The following is a 17,411-nucleotide window of genomic DNA, read 5'->3' as shown; positions in this document are numbered from 1 at the left end:
AAAGATGCAAATAAGCACATATTTGATGCCGATATTGCACCAATAGCTGTCCATTTATTGCTGTAGTTCACACGCACAAATGTTTCGCAGGCATTATAACCAATGCTTGAGGGAACAAATGTTAGGATTTGTAAGGAGTATTGAAAAAGTGTGGCGAAAGCCTAAGCAGACAAATGATTTATATGCTCAAGCCATTACAAGAAGTGTGTTTAAAACTAAATTACGCGACTTTGATGCTCATAAAGGTGCCCAAAGCGTGCTGCTTTTGCCGCAACGCTTGCGTTATGGCACCACTTTCAAAGGCAACAAGCTCATGTTTAGATAAACGCAGGCTTTCTTGCTGAAGATTTTCCATCAAAATATTGCCTAAAAATGACATCCGCTGCTGCGCACAAATACTCTTTGCCAGCCAAGCCCCAGGCAAAGACACAACACCAATATTTGGCGCTTTTTTAAATAACAACGCATCGTCAAGCTGAGATAAACCAGAAATACAACTGATGCGACCGCAAAATTGCAACAGTGACAATAGCTCATTGGTGTGTTTGCCTGTGCTATCGATCACACCTTGTACACCGTCATAGCCATATTGACGCTGGATCAAATCCGCTAGATTTTCATCTTGCTCACCAAACACTGCATCGGCACCAAGCTCTTTTAACTGCTCTTGATATCCATCTGGGCAGCTAGCAAACACCATTAGCCCTTGTTGTTTAGCAAATTGAATCGCCAACTGACCGGTGCAGGTATGACCTGACTCTATAAACACTGAATCACCTTCATCCAGTTGCAATTTCAATAAAGCGATTAACGCAGTCATGCCAGGCGTTGGCAAACATGCTGCAACGATAGGATCCACATTTTCAGGAACCACAGCCAAAGCATAGTTAGCCACAGCAACATATTCACTCATCACCCCTTGGGTACTGATGTCATTGTGCCACATCACACGCGTTCCAACGCCTGGATGCATTCCTTTGGGTGCATCGACCACAGTGCCAACCGCGTCAAAGCCAAATACCCGTGGATACTGCCAACAGGGTGTCCCCTGTAGAGCGAACTTCTCATCTAGGCTACCTAACCCTACGTACTCAACCTTCACTAATACTTGCTGCTCTGTGCGAACAGGCGTGCTCAACTGAGCCTGTTGTAGGCGAAAGTGCACACCGGGCTCCGCTAGTTGGATTGCGTTCATAGTTTCAGGAATTGTTGTCACGCGATTCTCATTCATTTCTTTGCTGAAGGCTTATTAGCTGTATGTAATGTTCTAATAACCGTTTTAATTATTAGAACATTCATTGTGGTATAGCTCAACTATAAGTTAATCATGTGTCAAAATCTTTGCGGGCTCTGATACATTTTTCGCTTTTTTGCTGCTGACCAACATATAAAATACCGGTGTAAATAGCAATCCAAACAGCGTTACGCCCAACATACCAAAAAACACCGCCACGCCCATTGCATGACGCATTTCAGCACCTGCACCAGAAGCCAGCACCAATGGAATAACCCCAGCGGTGAACGCTATCGAAGTCATTAAAATTGGCCTTAAACGCAATCTACATGCAGTGATGATTGCCTGTAACGCGGTTTGTCCCGAATCATTTTGTTCTTTCGCAAATTCCACCATTAGGATGGCATTCTTACAGGCCAGTGCTACCAACACTATCAAAGCAATTTGTGTGAATATGTTGTTGTCACCCCCTATCCACCAAACCCCAAGTAATGCAGAGAAAATTGTCATCGGCACTATCAGAATAATTGCCAGAGGTAATCTTAAGCTTTCGTACTGTGCCGCCAGCACCATAAATACCAGCAGTACTACCAACGGGAAAATATATACCATGGTGTTACCCGCCAATATTTGCTGATAAGTCACATCGGTCCACTCAAACGCCATGCCATTTGGCAGATGCTTTGCGAGTATCGCTTCCATTGCCTGCTGCGCTTGATCTGAACTATAGCCCGGCGCTGGACTGCCGTTTAGTTCCGCACTTGGATAGCCATTATAGTGCATCACCCTGTCTGGACCAGTGGTCGGTGTGGCTGTTAATACTGAACCCAGCGGCACCATATCTCCTCGCACATTACGCACTTTAAGCGCCAATATCTGCTCTGGGTCTAAACGGCTTTGCGCTTGTGCTTGGGCTGTAACTTGATAGGTGCGACCAAACAAGTTGAAGTCATTCACGTACAACGATCCCATATACACTTGTAATGCGTTGAATACTTCAGACAGTGGGATCCCCTGTAACAAGGCCTGCTCTCTGTCGATATCTATATCCATTTGCGGAACCTGAATTCTAAAGCTAGAGAACATGCCCGTCAGTGCAGGGTCTTTTCGCGCTTCGTTGGTCACGGTCTGTAGTGTATTAAACAGTGCTTCAAACCCCTTATTGCCACGGTCTTCGATTTGCAACTTAAACCCACCAGTGGTACCCAAACCTTGTATTGGCGGAGGCGGAAAGACAGCCACAAAGGCCTCGTCAATAGCCGTAAAGCGCTTATTCAGTTCCATCGCAATCGCCATCGCAGATAAACTCGGGTCATTGCGATTTTCAAAGCTTTCCAGCGGTGTAAATACGATTGCAGAATTGGGACTATTGGTAAAGCCATTGACCGATAATCCTGGGAAAGAAACGGTATTTGCGATACCCGGCACTTGCAACGCAATTTGCTCCATTTTTCGCGTTACAGCTTCCGTTCTATCAAGACTTGCCGCATCTGGTAATTGTGCAATGGCGACTAAGTACTGCTTATCCTGAGCTGGGATAAATCCACCTGGCACAGCATCAAACAGCTTAACCGTTGAACCCAAAAGCGCGATGTACAACACCATCACCACAGCGGACAGTCTGATTAGCTTTTTAACCAGCTTTTCATATCCTTCACTGCTCTTATCGAAAAAACGATTGAATGGCGTAAATACCCAACGACCCAGCACCTTGTCCAACACGCGTGTTAATCCATCAGGCTTGCTACCATGGGGTTTTAGCAACAGGGCTGAGAGCGCGGGGGATAATGTCAGTGAGTTAATCGCCGAAATAATGGTTGAAATAGTGATCGTAAGCGCAAACTGCTTATAAAATTGTCCTGACAGCCCCGTGATAAATGCTGTTGGGATGAACACCGCACACAGTACAAGTGCAATCGCGATGATCGGCCCCGTTACTTCGGTCATTGCCAGCTTAGTAGCTTCCACTGGCGTTAATCCATTCGCGATATTTCGTTCAACGTTCTCAACAACAACAATGGCATCATCAACCACAATACCAATCGCTAACACTAAGCCAAACAACGATAAGGTATTGATAGACACTCCCAGCCATTGCATCACTGCGAAAGTACCGACCAAGGATACAGGTACGGCTATCAATGGGATAATTGAAGCACGCCACGTTTGTAAGAAAAGAATGACCACTAGAACCACTAGCACAATGGCTTCAAGCAAAGTGGTGATAACCGCGTCAATTGACCCACGTACGAATACAGTTGGATCGTACACGATGTCATATTCAACGCCTTCAGGAAACGACTCGCTCAAGCGCACCATGGTCTGGCGAACTTGATCCGATAACTCAATTGCATTTGAACCTGGGCGCTGGAAGATAGGCATTGCAAGCGCTGGCTGGCCATCTAATAGAGCTCTTAGTGAATAATGATCCTGCCCGAGCTCTATCCTTGCCACATCTTTAAGCCTTGTTAGCGCACCCTGCTCACCTACTTTGATCACCACCTGTTCAAACTCTTCTATGCTGCCAAGGCGGCCACGTACATTTAGCAGAACCTGAAACTCAGACTCATTGGCCGCAGGCTGAGCTCCTAAACTACCCGCTGCCACTTGTTGGTTTTGCTCCCGTAATGCCGTAACAACATCCATAGCCGTCAATTGGTTCGCAGCCAGCGCATCTGGGTTAAGCCACACTCTCATTGCATACTTGCCACCACCAAAAAGCTGTACATCCCCCACACCGGGTAGACGTGCAATCTCATCTTTGACGTATAAATCTGCGTAATTCGATAAGTAGGTTGTATCGTGGCTGTTGGTCGGCGAATACAGGTGTACCACCATGGTCAAATCTGGCGAGGCTTTCTCCGCAACAACCCCTAACCGTTGAACCTCTTGGGGTAAACGAGGCAAAGCACTATTCACACGGTTTTGTACTTGCACTTGTGCTCTGTCCAAGTCTGTACCCAACGCAAATGTAACCGTCAACGTCATGCGTCCATCGCTGGTCGCCTGAGAAAACATGTAAAGCATATTTTCTGTGCCATTGATCTCTTGCTCAAGAGGTGTTGCTACCGTCTCGGCGATAACGGTCGGGTTAGCACCCGGATAGTTTGCGGACACCACTACAGTCGGAGGTACAACTTCCGGATACTCACTCACTGGCAATTGAAACAAGCTCAAAGCACCAGCAATAAAAATGACCAAAGACAGCATGGCGGCAAAAATGGGTCGCTTGATAAAAAAGTGAGAAAAAGACATGCCTTATTCTCCTCGCTCAGCCACGAGTAGTGACGGTTGGCTAAGTGCATCCATAACTAACAATGATTTGTCGGGTTCAACCTCAACCATTTGCGGAGCGATCGGCATTCCTGGTCCAACTCTGGCGGGACCATTAACCGCAATTTTATCCCCCGGTTTTAAGCCTGTAACAATTGCACGCATTACACCGTAACGTTCACCGAGCGTAACGGGACGGTACTGCAACACATTGTTTTCATCCGTTACCAACACAAAGCGATTTTTCAGATCCGTACCGATGGCTTTCTCTGGCACCAACACCTGTTGTTGAACATCATCAGCGGCAATACGCACGCGAACAAACGCGCCAGGTTTTAATTGTTCCGTTGCCTCAAAGACCGCTCGTACACGCAGTGTCCCTGTCTCACGGTTAATATGATTATCAACAAAATCAACGACTCCACCATGCTCGAACCCTTGCTCACCAAGCATTTGCATCCTACCTGAGTCTGCTTGTTGCCACGTAATTGATTAAACTGTTTGTGCCAAGTGCGCTCGTTAATATCAAAATACGCATAAACAAAATCATTTGACACCAAATGCGTTAACACACTCGTGCCCGCCTGTACCGTGTTGCCTGTAGTCATCTCTGCACGAGATACGATACCATTGATAGGCGCTTTTACTTCGCTGTAAGTTAAGTCTAACTTCGCTGCGTCGAGCTTAGCCTGTGTTGCCATAACATTAGCCCGATGCTGATCTAGTAAAGAGCGGCGTTGCTCCACTTCCTCTTGTGAAATTGATTTGGTTTTCAATAGTCGTGCTGCTCTTTTTACATCACGCTCTGCTTGAGATAATTGTGCTTTTGCACTGGCTAGCAAAGCATCTAACTCAGCGACTTTAACCATGAAAGGACGTTTATCTAACGTGAATAGCACGTCACCTTCACTGACTTGCTGCCCCTCTTTGAAGTTAACCGCAGCGATGTTCCCTGATACACGCGGCCTTAACTGTACAAATTCAACAGCTTCTAAGCGGCTAGTATAAGTAAACCAAGGTTGTACTGGGTATGCTTTTACAGCAGTAACATCAATTGGTTGTTTAAATGCCTGAACGCTTTGCGCAGGGGCTTCAGCATGTGATTCACTACATCCTGTTAAATAGGCTAAGCAGCCTAGAATCGCTATCGTCACGAGTGATTTTTTCATGGTTTTATCTCCTAATACTGATTGCACACAGTGTATAGATCAGAAAAGAGCCAAAAAAGCATCGTTTTTTAAATTATTTAATGCCAAAATGGCACCAATAGTAATTTAGAGGCCCTGATTATGGACACAAGTACACGCTTATTAATGTTTTTAGATGTTGTGGAAAGAGGCTCGTTTGCTAAAGCTGCACAAAATAGAAACATTGACCGTTCAGTTATTTCTAAACAAATCAGTAAGCTAGAAGATGATCTCAGTGTAAGACTGTTAAACCGTACCACCCGCTCGTTTTCTCTAACGGCTGCAGGCGCAGAAATGGTCAAAAAGGCACAGCAACTTAGAAAGCTGCTCAGCGAAACTCAGTTACTTGCGGAGAATTACCATACCGAACCTAAGGGACTGTTAAAAATTACCAGTTCAACAATTATAGGTCGGCGCTACGTGCAACCGGTAGTGAACGAATTTCAAAAGCGCTTTCCTCAGGTTGAGGTGGAATTGCGCCTTGAAGATAGACTCGTAGACGTGGTCGGTGAAGGTTATGATCTGGCTTTTCGCGTTGGAGAACCCAAAGACTCCACACTCATTGCCCGTAAAATTGCCCGAAATCGGCTTATAATTTTAGCCACCTCACAGTTTATTGAAACTTATGGTGAGCCACAATCCATGCAAGAACTCGCCAATTTGCCCGCAGCAAGTTATGCCAGTGATGGTCTCAAGGTAACTGGAGTCAACTATTTAGACGACAATAATGAACCACAAGAAATTCCGATCAAAAGTGTCTTTCGCAGTAATGATGGTGAGTTGCTTATGATGAAAGTGCTATCTGATACGGCGTTTTGCACCGTGCCCGCTTTTTTGGTCGATCAGGAAATTATCAACGGCCAACTCGTACCTTTACTTACCCATGTCAAACTGACAGATTACTCAGCTTTGTATGCCGTTTATCCACATCGTGACTTACCTGTCAGAACACGGTTGTTCTTTGATGCTATGCGTGAGTATATCGGCAAAGACGTCCCTATTTGGGAAAACAACATACCTGATTTTGACAAACTATATGGCTTCAAAGCCCCTGTAAAAGCACCGCTTTTTTAGCGGTGCCGGTACTTAATTAGTATTTTTTTAATACGCTTTTCACCAAGCCATTTGATTTGATCCACTTTGTACACTCTTCTAATGGTAACGCCTCGCAAATGTTAAAGCCCTGCAAATAATCACAATCAAGGCTAGTGAGATAGCTTGCCACTTTGTCATGATTAACACCTTCTGCCACCACACTGCATTTCAGGCGTTTAGCCATAAACATAATTGTTTCAACAATGACCTGCGACTTGTCATCTTTCATACATGTTTCAATGAACGAACGATCGATTTTTATTTGTGATACGGGTAAATCTTTTAATAGCTTAAATGAGGAGAAACCAGTACCAAAATCGTCTATGCTGACCGCGAAACCCATATCAATCAGCACTTCTATCAAAGCCTGTGTTTGTGCCAAATCAGCAACCATCATACTTTCTGTTAGCTCAAAGGTGATGTGTTTGGCTGCAACTTGGTTATCACTAAGCAAACTTGCTAACAAATTGATCAACTCTTTATTCAAAAAATCATGGCTAGATAAATTAATGTGTACAACCAAATGTTTATCGCACGCCAGTAATGTCGGAAGGTCTGAAATTACTCTTTGAATTACAAATAGACTGAGTTGGCGTATCAGATTACTACTCTCTGCAACCAGCACAAAGTGCTCTGGCATCATCATTGTGCCATTTGCTTGCGGCCAGCGCGCTAGCGCCTCTACACCATGTACTTCGGTGCTTTTGGCGTTGACCATAGGTTGATAAAATACTTTCAATGTATGATGCGCAAACGCCTCTTTAAGGCCAACAGAAATATGAAACTCTTGATCACATCCCTTGTGTAACACTTCATCAAATATCACCAAAGACTGGCGTGAACGCTTGGCACTGTACATGGCAATATCAGCCTCGCGTAACAAAGAGGTGCAGTCACTTTGCTGATCACCTCGATATACACTCACACCCGCGCTGTAGTGTACGTCAACCGCTACATCTTCAACCTGTAATGGCTGCTCCAACGCCTTTATTAGCGCATTGTTCTGCGCATAAATCGTTCTTTCTGCAATACCATCGATAAGTATTACAAACTCATCGCCCCCCATGCGAAAAAGTGCGCTATCTGGTGACAAAGCCTCAACCAACCTCTGTGACAAAGCAATCAGCACTTTATCTCCAAATAAATGCCCTACCGAGTCATTAATCTGCTTAAAGTTATTTAAATCAACCAACATGACAGCAAAAGCATGGCCTTGTGAAATCTTTAGATCAATGGAATTGACGCAGTGTTCTCGGTTATTTAACTTCGTTAGGAAGTCTGTTTGCGCGTGAAAACGCTCATCTTCAACGAGCTTTGCTAATGTTTGCAGGCTTTGATGAGCCATATGATTGATTATTAATACAAATATGGAACCAAAAAACAAGATACTCGCTAAACCCACATTGAGTAGTTCAACATGCTCTTGCTCTAATAAGTAAGCGCTAAACGCGCTATAGCCCAGTATAAAAAATACAATTAGCCCAAAGAGCACACGCCAACCAAATTGGCGAGAAATCTGACATATTTTGTATGCCCAGTGCAGAGATAGGCACAGCCCAACAACTCCAGCGATAACAAGAATGAGCGCTAACGATCCCACATATGTACACCATCATATAAGCAATGATTAGAAGTATAGTGGAAAATATTACACTCGGATTGCTAACTACCAAGAGGCGCATCAACGATGCTGAATTTTGAGCCGTTTATCCTGTTTACACCGCACTTTGTAGCTCAAGAACGGAATAGAATTCTTGGCCTGATGAAGCGAAAGCTTCTAGGCCCACCCTGCCAACAACTGGTTGGATTACTTAATGCTGGCAGGTTGAGTAAGCGTCTGTTATTTATGCGCATTTTAGGATGCGGTACAACTGATCTTTTAAATATAAACGCTGTTTTTTTAAAGACTCCAAATACTCATCCGAGGTATTTTCTAGCCCTTCTTCGATGCGAATAACCTCATGATCTACATTGTGATAATCATCAAATAGCCGAGCGAAGTGGCGATCTTTCATTTTTAGCTCATGAATTTTGTCTTTAAACTCTGGTAACTCTTTAGCTAGACTATGGCGCTCAATATTCATTGTTCAATTCCTATTTGTTGTTATGTAACTTACCATTGGCTGGTAGCTTTACAGTACGCCTGAGCAACCCATTGAACCTTGATCTAACACAAGGTTACGTGGCTATTATCATAAAAAAAGCCCTGCATTATGCAGGGCTTTTGGGCAAGTATAATAATTGAAATCGGATACTTTACTTATGTTGCGCTGTTGACTCTCGAGTAATGAGTTTTGCTTCAAGCGTTGCCTGATACACCGGCGTTTGCTCATCACCTATTTGCAAAATCAATTGCTCTACCGCTTGACGTGTCATCTCTTCTACCGGTTGTGCAATGGTGGTCAATCCAGGCCAAATATGACGGGCAATTGGCGCGTTATCAAAACCTGCTATAGAGATATCTTGGGGTACTTTTAGTTGCCTTTGTGTCGCCAATTTTAATACCGCTGCTGCCATGTAATCGTTTGAAGCAAATACAGCGCTTGGCCTAGGCTCTAGATCCAATATCGCCTTCGCACTATCAGCCCCCGAGTGATAACTAAAGTTACCCTCTGCAACTAGTTTTGGATTAAAGGCGATATTGTGCTCCGCTAGGGCGCGCTGATAGCCTGAAAAACGCTGTTCGGTTGCACTGTGATCAGGGTGACCTTTGATAAAAGCAATATTGCTATGGCCCAGTTTGATCAAATGCTCAGTAATTTCATACGCCCCCTGCTCGTCGTTACTGCGTACCGAGATTGATTCAGCATCATCAATAGCCGACGCCACACGGGCAAAATGTATTTTCTTTTTCTTTAAAAAGTCGATCAATTCTTGTGAGTCTGAAAAAGGCGGTGTTAGAACCATACCATCGAGTCTTGACGTGGTTAGCAAGTGCTCGATATTTGCGATAAGTTCCTCACCACGTAGCTCGCATGGATGAATTAGCAAGTTGTAGTGATGTTTATGGCAAGCTTCCAACGCGCCACTTTGTACCCGTGTAATGTAACTTTTACTTGGGTTATCGTACAGGCAACCAATAATAAAGCTGCGATTTCTAGCCAAACCGCGAGCAATCGGATTTGGCGTATAGTCCAGCTCTTTAAATACTTTTAATACTTTCTCACGCGTTGCGGGACTAACGTTTGGTTCATTGTTAAGTACTCTGGAAACCGTCTTTTTGGATACGCCAGCGTAGGTTGCAACACTATTAATGGTTACTTTCTTCATGCAATTATTCCAGGCCCCTTGCTATGCGCGACGCTCATGCAAACATGCCGCGGCACCAATAAGAGGAATATTGTCTTGTACTACTAAAGTCACCGGGATTTGTCCAACGTACTGCGACATTAACCCTTTCTCAGTGAACCGTTCAATAAATCGACTCGATAATAAGCGATCTGTCATGCGAGGTAAAATACCACCACCAATGTACACTCCACCGAGCGCACCAAATGTCAGGGCTAGATCACCCGCTACACTCCCCATCCAGTCACAAAAGTGCGTCAAAGTTGCATCACACACATCACATTCCGGCGCCAGTTGGCTAATTTGCGAGGCGTTCAAATCCATTGGAGTATGCCCTTTTACTTCGGCCATGGCTCGATATAGGCGCGCGATGCCAGGACCTGAGAACACGCTTTCGATTGAAACATGTTGTAAGTTGGAACGCAGAGCATGTAATAATTGTCTGTCTAGGGCTGTCACTGGTGCCAAGTTGATATGTCCAGCTTCGCAACTCATCACCGCACTGCCATTAATGTCACGTGCCAAGCATGCCGCACCAAACCCCGTACCTGGCCCCATCACGGCAATGTTTGCATCTGGTTCAGGCTGGCCAGATTTAATGATTAGGTTTTGCTTTGTATCCAAATACGGCGCTGCATAGGCAAAAGCAGCAAAGTCATTGATTACTGCTAGCTCATCAAACTGCATTTGAGTTTTGAGTTCTGCAATGCCGAAATGCCAGCCAAGATTCGTTAAGTAAACCTGTTGCGATTTAATTGGACCGGCGACCGCAAGACACGCTCTTTTAGGTCTATCTATCGGTAATTGGCTAAGAAAGCGGTGTAAAGCAGCTTCAAAAGACTGAAACTCTGCACTTGGATAAGTGATTTGATGTTGTATTTCGAATTGACGAGTTTGTTGGCAATAATGCGTGACGATAGCAAATCTTGCGTTCGTTCCACCAATATCGGCAACGACAATCGGATCAAAATCTTGATGTTGGTAACTTGTTGTCTGGGTCATGTTGTTTTCTCTTTTGTCATTGCGCGATACGCGCTTATTTTTATGCACCAAGCCCAGGTTGCTAGTGCAAGTATTTCTATTGGTCATTCAGTTAATTTTGCACGCTAACTGACGTAAAAAAGTGCTGCCCACACTTGTTGGGCAGCCAATACGTTTTGACAACAAAATGATAAAACACCCACATTATGACACCGGTGTCAGATAGTGGCAATAAAAAATTTAGGATTATGGCGAAATTGGTTGAAATATTTGTTCAGATCCTGACAATAACTGAGTTAACTACTGTTGAGTATAAAAATGAAGCATAAAGGTAAAGCAACATCTTTTGATATTGCCCACTACGCTGGTGTGTCGCAGTCTACGGTTTCGCGTGCGCTGAGAAATAGCCCCTTAGTCAATGAAGAAACTCGACGCAAAGTGCACGAAGTTGCCGCAAAACTGAACTACAAAGTAGACAAAAATGCCAGCAACTTACGTACCCAGCAAAGTAGTACTTTAGCGCTGTTGCTGTTTGAAGACCCAACCACTGACGAGTCACAAATCAACCCTTTCTTTTTAAGTATGCTAGGCAGTATTACACGTGCCTGCTCGAAAGAAGGGTATGACTTATTGGTATCTTTTCAATCAAGCAGTCAAGATTGGCGCGCCGATTATGAAGATAGTCATCGCGCCGATGGTATTATTTTATTAGGCTATGGCGATTACTTGGACTACCAATCACGTTTACAACAACTGTTGGAGCAAGACACTAAATTTGTCTGTTGGGGCGCTAAGGTTGATGGTAGGCCCGACTTGACAGTCAGCTGTGATAACTATGGTGGTGGCCAACTGGCCGCACAGCACTTAATTGACCAAAAACGTACTGATTGCGCTTTTATTGGTGATGCATCTCATCATAGCCCTGAGTTTTTCGCTCGCTATCAAGGCTTTAAAGACACGTTTCAAGCCAAAGGTATTCAATTAAATGAACGTAAAATCGCCAATGCTATCTCCACAGAAGATTCTGGCTATCACGCAACAAAATCTTTGATTGCAAATAATGTTCACTTTAATGCACTGTTTGCAGCCAGTGATTTAATAGCCATTGGGGCTATCCGTGCGCTGCAAGAAGCGGGTATTGCGGTTCCCAATGATGTGCGTGTGGTAGGGTTTGATAATATTCCCGCGGCAAGTTATGTGTCTCCAGCACTTACGACCGTGCAACAAAACACCACATTAGCAGGGCAAATGCTGGTCTCGAATCTACTCAGTCTGATCCGTGGTGAAACCGTAGAGTCTACGTTATTACCACCTAATCTAATCGTCCGAAATACCTAAAAATTTTAAGTCAGCTGTATAAAAGCGCACAATGCTATACTTTCGTAATAGATTGAATTGTGCGCTTTAACGTCAAAAGTTATACGTATTGAGCCTAGTAAGGGTTAGTTGGCTGGTAAAAGTTACTCAAGTTACCGTCAATTGACAGCATCAGCTCGGCACCCGTATGCGCATGACTATAGACATTATAGCTATCGCCACTTTGCAACTTCACTCTTAAAATATCCTGATATTCAACGGCCTGCCCACATGCCAACGCCACTCGCTGGGTTTGCGCAGTCTCTTTTAGAATGTACACCGCAGCACTGCCATCTACGACCCCATTACCATCAGCGGTAATAAAAATTGAAGTCGCTTCATCAGCCGCAATATTGAAATGACCATTACTATGTCTTGCAAGTGATACCGCCGCGCGACCCATTCTGTCTCGCTCAGCAAAGTGTGTGTCGGTCAAAGCATTATTTAGCATTGGAATGGAAACAAAATGACTACTAAAGTTTAGTGTCTCATGACAATAATCAGTGACGACTTCACTTGAAACCGCACCTAGCACTGCGTCTGGATCATAGATACTGTCAGCCATCAATGCCATGCCTGCCGAGGTACCACCAACAACGCCGCCTTTATCAAAAACGTGCTGAACTGCGGTTTGTACTGCCGTCCCCTGCCATTGATTGAGATAATCGGATTGATCCCCTCCTGCAAACCAGACAAATTCAGCACTGCGAATAGCCCATTCAACGTAAGGGTCATTTGCTTTGCTAACTGAGTCTACAATCAGGGTTTCGACCGAATCAGCTCCCATAAGTGTGAGCAGATAATCGTTATAAGCATTGGTGCCTGATGTACGTAAGACCACCACATCTGCACCACTGCCAACATGGGGGGTTACCCGTTGACTAAACGCACTATCGACATCTGTTCCACCACCCATTAACAAGGCTGCACCATTACCTGAATTGAGTGCATTACACGCATCCGCGCTGTTACCTGCTAGATAAGCTTTAAGCGCACCGGGTTTGGATGGTCGTTCCCCATAACTGCAACTACCACTCGGTGGTGGAGGCGGTGTATTGCTTTGGTCAAAACGCACATTGAGATCATACCAGCCTGAGCCGCTATAACGCGTTAACTTAACGTAATAAGTCCCCGTGGTTGTTGCAATATAACTTCCTGACTCAGGAACCTGACTGGTTTCTTTGCTAGCGACGGCTGGACCCGTTTGCTGGTATAGAAACCAGTCAAAATCATCACCACTGCTGTGATCGAGTGAAATGTCAATGGCACCCGCTTGCGTCACTTCAAAAGAAAACCAGTCTGTATCGTTTCTCGACAGCTCCCCACTGACCAATGTATTGCTACAGAGCCCGCTATTGGCACTGCTTTCTGTATTGTTTGATTCAATTTCATTGGTTAGACATGCATAGCTGTTAATGCTCGCAAGCAAACAGGCTGCTAGTGATGCAGATAGAATGTTCGTGTTGTTTTTCATAAGAATTTACCTGAATTTTAATAGTTATAGTTATTCCTGCCGCAACGAAAATGTGGGCATAGTTAGGCTTTAAAATTCAGGTGGGGTTATTCGTCGAACCACTCGCTTAAGTGATAGTCAACCGAACATTCATGCAGATCACTAGGGCGTACTACGATTACTGTAAACATATACGTCTCCTAAATGATTGTTGAGTAAATTAAGATTAAGCAGATGTTAATACCTGCTCAAAAAATATGGCATGCAAAAATAAACATTTCAATATTTATTATCAAATATCTTAATATATTTACAAAAAACATCTTACTGGAAGGTAGAGGAATGATAGGGTAACGCGTTGATGTATTTACTTACTTTAAAAAAAACCACAAGTTAAAATTGCAAAAAATACAACTTAAAAATTTCATCCTGTGTCAGTACAATATTAGTTTTCATGACCAACCATGTCAGTTTACATGGTTGGCATGCCTCATTCTCAGTGCCAACAACCGTCTATTCGAGCGATTTTAGTTTGACCACATCAAACGTGCTAGCTGGTATGGTTAGCGTGTTAAAATTCGGAAAGTCCCGAACCGATGCATGAACACTTGGGTCCCCCGTAACCATTCTCAATAACTGATTGGTGCCTGCTACAAAGTAGTACGTTGCTGGGCCTTTGCCATGCGGTCGCTCGAAAGTCCACGCTTCTGCGGATTGACCCAATACATCGTGTATTCCCGCAAATTGGGCATCACACTGTAGCAACACATCCTGAGTTAAAATGAGTTCATGACATGCATCCACTTCATCATCAAGTACCGACTCAACAAACTCACTGGGCATGTTGGTGTGTGCTCTGGTGTATGCGACTTTCGCCTTGAAAGATTCTCGGCTGCTAGGATACATGACTTCCGACATCCATAAGCGATGACCCTTTTGCGCTTCACTCCAAGGGTTAAATAGACCATCAATGCGACACACGTTGTTCTCATAGTCAAACCAGCAATAACCAGAAGTGATATCATCCTCACTCAACATAGGTTGCCAGTAAGATATGTAACTGCTGCTCCAGTTGTCGGGTAGTTTTGGTGGTACTTTATCCAATTTATTCAGTTCCATAATGACACCTACTAGCGCTGAAGCGCATATTTAAGCGCCTCTTGTAATGCTTCAGGAAGTGCGGGTAATGACGCTCGCCTTTGAGCAAACGCTTGGGCAATTTCAGGGGTCGTCAGATGCATGTTGTCTTCTGCACTTTCAAACCAAAGCCGGCTAATTTCAGCATGCTGACTAAACAACTTCATAACAGGCATCACACGCTCATTAAAGTCTTCCAATGCCATATCAATGTTGTGGCTGTGCTGATGTACTGACTTAACTAACAATTGTGCGCCGACTACCGCCATGGTGGTACCATGACCGATAGAAAAGTGGCCAGACTGTAAGGCATCGCCTAACAAAACAATATTACCATCGTAGGCTTTTTCATGGCTTAAGGTCATAAACTGACGCCATTTCAAACCGGGCTGTGCTATGACTGGCTGTGCATCAAGCTCTCTACTAAACACTCCAGCGATGAATGCTTCGCCCTGCTCAGGTGACATTTCATCTAAACCGGATTTTTGATATGTCTGTTCACTACATTCAACAACAAAAGTACTCATATTGCTCGAATACTTGTAAGAATGGGCAACAAACACACCACTGGAATGAGCTTTAAAAATGAGGTTCATTTCATCAAATAGCTGAGGTGTGCCATACCACATGTAACGGTTTTTACCGAAATCAATCTCAGGTTTGAGCGCTTCGCGATAGAAATGTGTGGTGTGACTAATGCCGTTAGATACCACCACAAGATCATATTGGTCGCAGGCCAACTGCGCTTCATCTAACACTGGTTGCTCGTACTCAATGGGAATATCGAGGCTTTCACAAAGCGCTCTAAGCGCTTTGATCATAGATTTTCGCTCTGCACCACACAAGGTGACGCCTGTGCTTTTCATTGCACTGTCGTTGTGGTGTGTCAGTTTAAACGTCTCTAAATACTGCGCATCTAGCGCTTCATGATCCAACAAATAAGATAATGGATTGGCTGGATGATGAGGCGCTCTACCTGGTAAAACCACCCCCCATCCTACACTCTCTTCTTGGTTATTCTTTTCGATGATACGAATATTCCACTGCGGATTCAGTTTTTTGATTTGGCTCGCAAACATCAATCCGGCAGGGCCTGCACCGATCACTAAAATGTTCATTAATTCATTCTCCCTATTTTGTACCAAACATTTTGTTTTTGTTGAACGTTTCTAAGCTCGCTGTATGCCATAGAGGTAAAGTACAGCTTTTCGGCCATATCTGGCGGGTAGAGCCCGGGAAACTTTTTATTCATGTATCGAGCGAAGCGCGCGCGCATGAAAAAGACTGGGTTAGAGCAAGAAAGCACTTCATAGTTAGCGCGAGCCATATCTTGCATCGCATCCGCTTCTTTCTTACGCAGCAGGGTAAACTTTGGCAATATCTCATCTTGGTCGCCATCGTATTGTGCAAATAACTGATCTAAAACATATGCATCTTCGAGTGCCATATTCATGCCTTGGCCTAGAAATGGCGCGGTTGCATGCGCTGAATCACCGATCAGTACAGCCTTATTCTTATAATGGAAAGTAGACGAGCGAACATTAATTAAATCGTTGCTCGGTTTTTCCATAAATTGTTCAAACAAAGACTGACGAATCTCATCTGGAACCATTCGATAGTATTGTTCAAAGAAAGCACGCATCGCAGTTTGATCTTTACTATGTAAACTCACCTGACCTGTGTATGGCAAACACACAGCAAAGCTAATGCTTCCATCTGGAATAGTTGCCGCCCTGCCTGCAAACTCGCCCCCTGAGTCCATTCCAAAGAAGTACAGTAAATCAGTACGTAAACCAACCTTCGACGCATCTGGGATCACCAAGGTTTTATAGCCGTGTTTGAAAAATGATTGATGAAACTCAAAGCGACGACAATGCGTTTGCATCGCATCACGTACACATGAACGTGCGCCATCAGCGGCAATAATCAAGTCTCCTTTATGAGTGGTAAATTGACCCGAGTCGTCTTGAGTTAAAATGCTGGCATTGTCTAAATCCACCTCAATACAACGCTGATGATAGTGGTAATGTACATCAGCTAGATGTGCGTACTTATTTAATAACACCTGAAATGCACTACGGCTCAGTGATAACGGCTTTAACTCACCCAGTGGTGGCAATTCCCTGACCTTGGCTTGACCGTTAACAAAAAATGCCATCCCCGACACTTGTACGCCACAAGCTTGCAACTCTTCAAGTGGGATCCCCGCAGCTACAACCGCCTCAATACCGCGCACGGTCATACTCACGCCAATAGCCCTAGAGCTGACTTGGTCAATGTAGTCTGCTTGACTGTCTATCGGGTTACCTCTTTTTTCAATAATATGCACTTCATAGCCGCGTCTGGCGAGATAGATGGCGGTCAAACCACCTGCCAAACCGCCGCCCACGATGATTATTTTTTTCAT

The 17,411-nt window shown here is 44.3% G+C and carries 14 protein-coding genes; 2 read left to right on the top strand and 12 right to left on the bottom strand.

Annotation, left to right across the window (positions count from 1 at the left end):
* Positions 1–220 precede the first annotated feature (220 nt).
* From C2M32_RS08310 to C2M32_RS08300, 4 genes are all read right to left on the bottom strand, one after another.
* A complete protein-coding gene (locus C2M32_RS08310) occupies positions 221–1,231 on the bottom strand; it encodes a zinc-binding dehydrogenase (protein WP_105167978.1) in 1,011 nt (336 codons plus the stop codon).
* Positions 1,232–1,321: 90 nt separating this feature from the next.
* A complete protein-coding gene (locus tag C2M32_RS08305) occupies positions 1,322–4,489 on the bottom strand; it encodes an efflux RND transporter permease subunit (protein ID WP_105167977.1) in 3,168 nt (1,055 codons plus the stop codon).
* Between the two features lie 3 nt (positions 4,490–4,492).
* Positions 4,493–4,960: an efflux RND transporter periplasmic adaptor subunit gene (locus C2M32_RS21000; protein ID WP_267894522.1), complete on the bottom strand. Its 468-nt coding sequence runs from the start codon at positions 4,958–4,960 to the stop codon at positions 4,493–4,495.
* Entirely contained in the window at positions 4,843–5,676 is an 834-nt protein-coding gene (locus C2M32_RS08300; RefSeq protein ID WP_267894521.1) for an efflux RND transporter periplasmic adaptor subunit, read from the bottom strand. The genes C2M32_RS21000 and C2M32_RS08300 overlap by 118 nt, the downstream gene beginning before the upstream one ends.
* Before the next feature lie 120 nt (positions 5,677–5,796).
* On the opposite strand from C2M32_RS08300, the gene C2M32_RS08295 reads away from it, so the two are divergent.
* Positions 5,797–6,768 carry a LysR family transcriptional regulator gene (locus C2M32_RS08295; protein ID WP_105167976.1) on the top strand — a complete coding sequence of 324 codons (972 nt, stop codon included), beginning with the start codon at positions 5,797–5,799 and terminating at the stop codon, positions 6,766–6,768.
* Between the two features lie 16 nt (positions 6,769–6,784).
* Here C2M32_RS08295 and C2M32_RS08290 read toward each other — a convergent pair whose 3' ends face one another.
* The 4 genes from C2M32_RS08290 to glk form a co-directional block, all read right to left on the bottom strand.
* Positions 6,785–8,389: a putative bifunctional diguanylate cyclase/phosphodiesterase gene (locus C2M32_RS08290; RefSeq protein ID WP_234401257.1), complete on the bottom strand. Its 1,605-nt coding sequence runs from the start codon at positions 8,387–8,389 to the stop codon at positions 6,785–6,787.
* A 244-nt stretch (positions 8,390–8,633) separates the two neighbouring features.
* Positions 8,634–8,873 (bottom strand): YdcH family protein, encoded by a 240-nt coding sequence (locus C2M32_RS08285; RefSeq protein WP_105167975.1) that lies wholly within the window; start codon positions 8,871–8,873, stop codon positions 8,634–8,636.
* A 172-nt stretch (positions 8,874–9,045) separates the two neighbouring features.
* A complete protein-coding gene (locus C2M32_RS08280; RefSeq protein ID WP_105167974.1) occupies positions 9,046–10,059 on the bottom strand; it encodes a LacI family DNA-binding transcriptional regulator in 1,014 nt (337 codons plus the stop codon).
* Positions 10,060–10,080: 21 nt separating this feature from the next.
* Positions 10,081–11,079, bottom strand: coding sequence for a glucokinase (gene glk / locus C2M32_RS08275; RefSeq protein WP_105167973.1), 999 nt, complete (start codon positions 11,077–11,079; stop codon positions 10,081–10,083).
* 297 nt (positions 11,080–11,376) lie between these two features.
* Here glk and C2M32_RS08270 point away from each other — a divergent pair, with 297 nt between their 5' ends.
* Positions 11,377–12,396, top strand: a complete 1,020-nt coding sequence (locus C2M32_RS08270; RefSeq protein ID WP_105167972.1) for a LacI family DNA-binding transcriptional regulator — start codon at positions 11,377–11,379, stop codon at positions 12,394–12,396.
* A gap of 94 nt (positions 12,397–12,490) precedes the next feature.
* On the opposite strand, the gene C2M32_RS08265 is transcribed toward C2M32_RS08270, so the two are convergent.
* From C2M32_RS08265 to C2M32_RS08250, 4 genes are all read right to left on the bottom strand, one after another.
* Positions 12,491–13,888 (bottom strand): pre-peptidase C-terminal domain-containing protein, encoded by a 1,398-nt coding sequence (locus tag C2M32_RS08265; protein ID WP_105167971.1) that lies wholly within the window; start codon positions 13,886–13,888, stop codon positions 12,491–12,493.
* Between the two features lie 492 nt (positions 13,889–14,380).
* Entirely contained in the window at positions 14,381–14,986 is a 606-nt protein-coding gene (gene vioE / locus C2M32_RS08260; RefSeq protein ID WP_105167970.1) for a violacein biosynthesis enzyme VioE, read from the bottom strand.
* A gap of 11 nt (positions 14,987–14,997) precedes the next feature.
* Positions 14,998–16,122, bottom strand: a complete 1,125-nt coding sequence (locus C2M32_RS08255; RefSeq protein WP_105167969.1) for a tryptophan hydroxylase — start codon at positions 16,120–16,122, stop codon at positions 14,998–15,000.
* Complete coding sequence (locus tag C2M32_RS08250) at positions 16,122–17,411, bottom strand: FAD-dependent oxidoreductase (RefSeq protein ID WP_105167968.1); 1,290 nt, start codon at positions 17,409–17,411, stop codon at positions 16,122–16,124. Before C2M32_RS08250 ends, C2M32_RS08255 begins: the two co-directional genes overlap by 1 nt.

Source organism: Pseudoalteromonas sp. T1lg23B, assembly GCF_002964665.1.
Taxonomy (GTDB): Bacteria; Pseudomonadota; Gammaproteobacteria; order Enterobacterales; family Alteromonadaceae; genus Pseudoalteromonas.
The sequence above is the reverse complement of the archived record's forward strand: the minus strand, read 5'-3'. Positions and strand labels throughout refer to the sequence as shown.

What these genes read in the sequence shown, in the direction of transcription:
- C2M32_RS08310 (WP_105167978.1), bottom strand. Translation starts at nt 1,231, where the DNA reads ATGAATGAGAATCGCGTGACAACAATTCCTGAAACTATGAACGCAATC.
- C2M32_RS08305 (WP_105167977.1), bottom strand. Translation starts at nt 4,489, where the DNA reads ATGTCTTTTTCTCACTTTTTTATCAAGCGACCCATTTTTGCCGCCATG.
- C2M32_RS21000 (WP_267894522.1), bottom strand. Translation starts at nt 4,960, where the DNA reads ATGCTTGGTGAGCAAGGGTTCGAGCATGGTGGAGTCGTTGATTTTGTT.
- C2M32_RS08300 (WP_267894521.1), bottom strand. Translation starts at nt 5,676, where the DNA reads ATGAAAAAATCACTCGTGACGATAGCGATTCTAGGCTGCTTAGCCTAT.
- C2M32_RS08295 (WP_105167976.1), top strand. Translation starts at nt 5,797, where the DNA reads ATGGACACAAGTACACGCTTATTAATGTTTTTAGATGTTGTGGAAAGA.
- C2M32_RS08285 (WP_105167975.1), bottom strand. Translation starts at nt 8,873, where the DNA reads ATGAATATTGAGCGCCATAGTCTAGCTAAAGAGTTACCAGAGTTTAAA.
- C2M32_RS08280 (WP_105167974.1), bottom strand. Translation starts at nt 10,059, where the DNA reads ATGAAGAAAGTAACCATTAATAGTGTTGCAACCTACGCTGGCGTATCC.
- glk (WP_105167973.1), bottom strand. Translation starts at nt 11,079, where the DNA reads ATGACCCAGACAACAAGTTACCAACATCAAGATTTTGATCCGATTGTC.
- C2M32_RS08270 (WP_105167972.1), top strand. Translation starts at nt 11,377, where the DNA reads ATGAAGCATAAAGGTAAAGCAACATCTTTTGATATTGCCCACTACGCT.
- C2M32_RS08265 (WP_105167971.1), bottom strand. Translation starts at nt 13,888, where the DNA reads ATGAAAAACAACACGAACATTCTATCTGCATCACTAGCAGCCTGTTTG.
- vioE (WP_105167970.1), bottom strand. Translation starts at nt 14,986, where the DNA reads ATGGAACTGAATAAATTGGATAAAGTACCACCAAAACTACCCGACAAC.
- C2M32_RS08255 (WP_105167969.1), bottom strand. Translation starts at nt 16,122, where the DNA reads ATGAACATTTTAGTGATCGGTGCAGGCCCTGCCGGATTGATGTTTGCG.
- C2M32_RS08250 (WP_105167968.1), bottom strand. Translation starts at nt 17,411, where the DNA reads ATGAAAAAAATAATCATCGTGGGCGGCGGTTTGGCAGGTGGTTTGACC.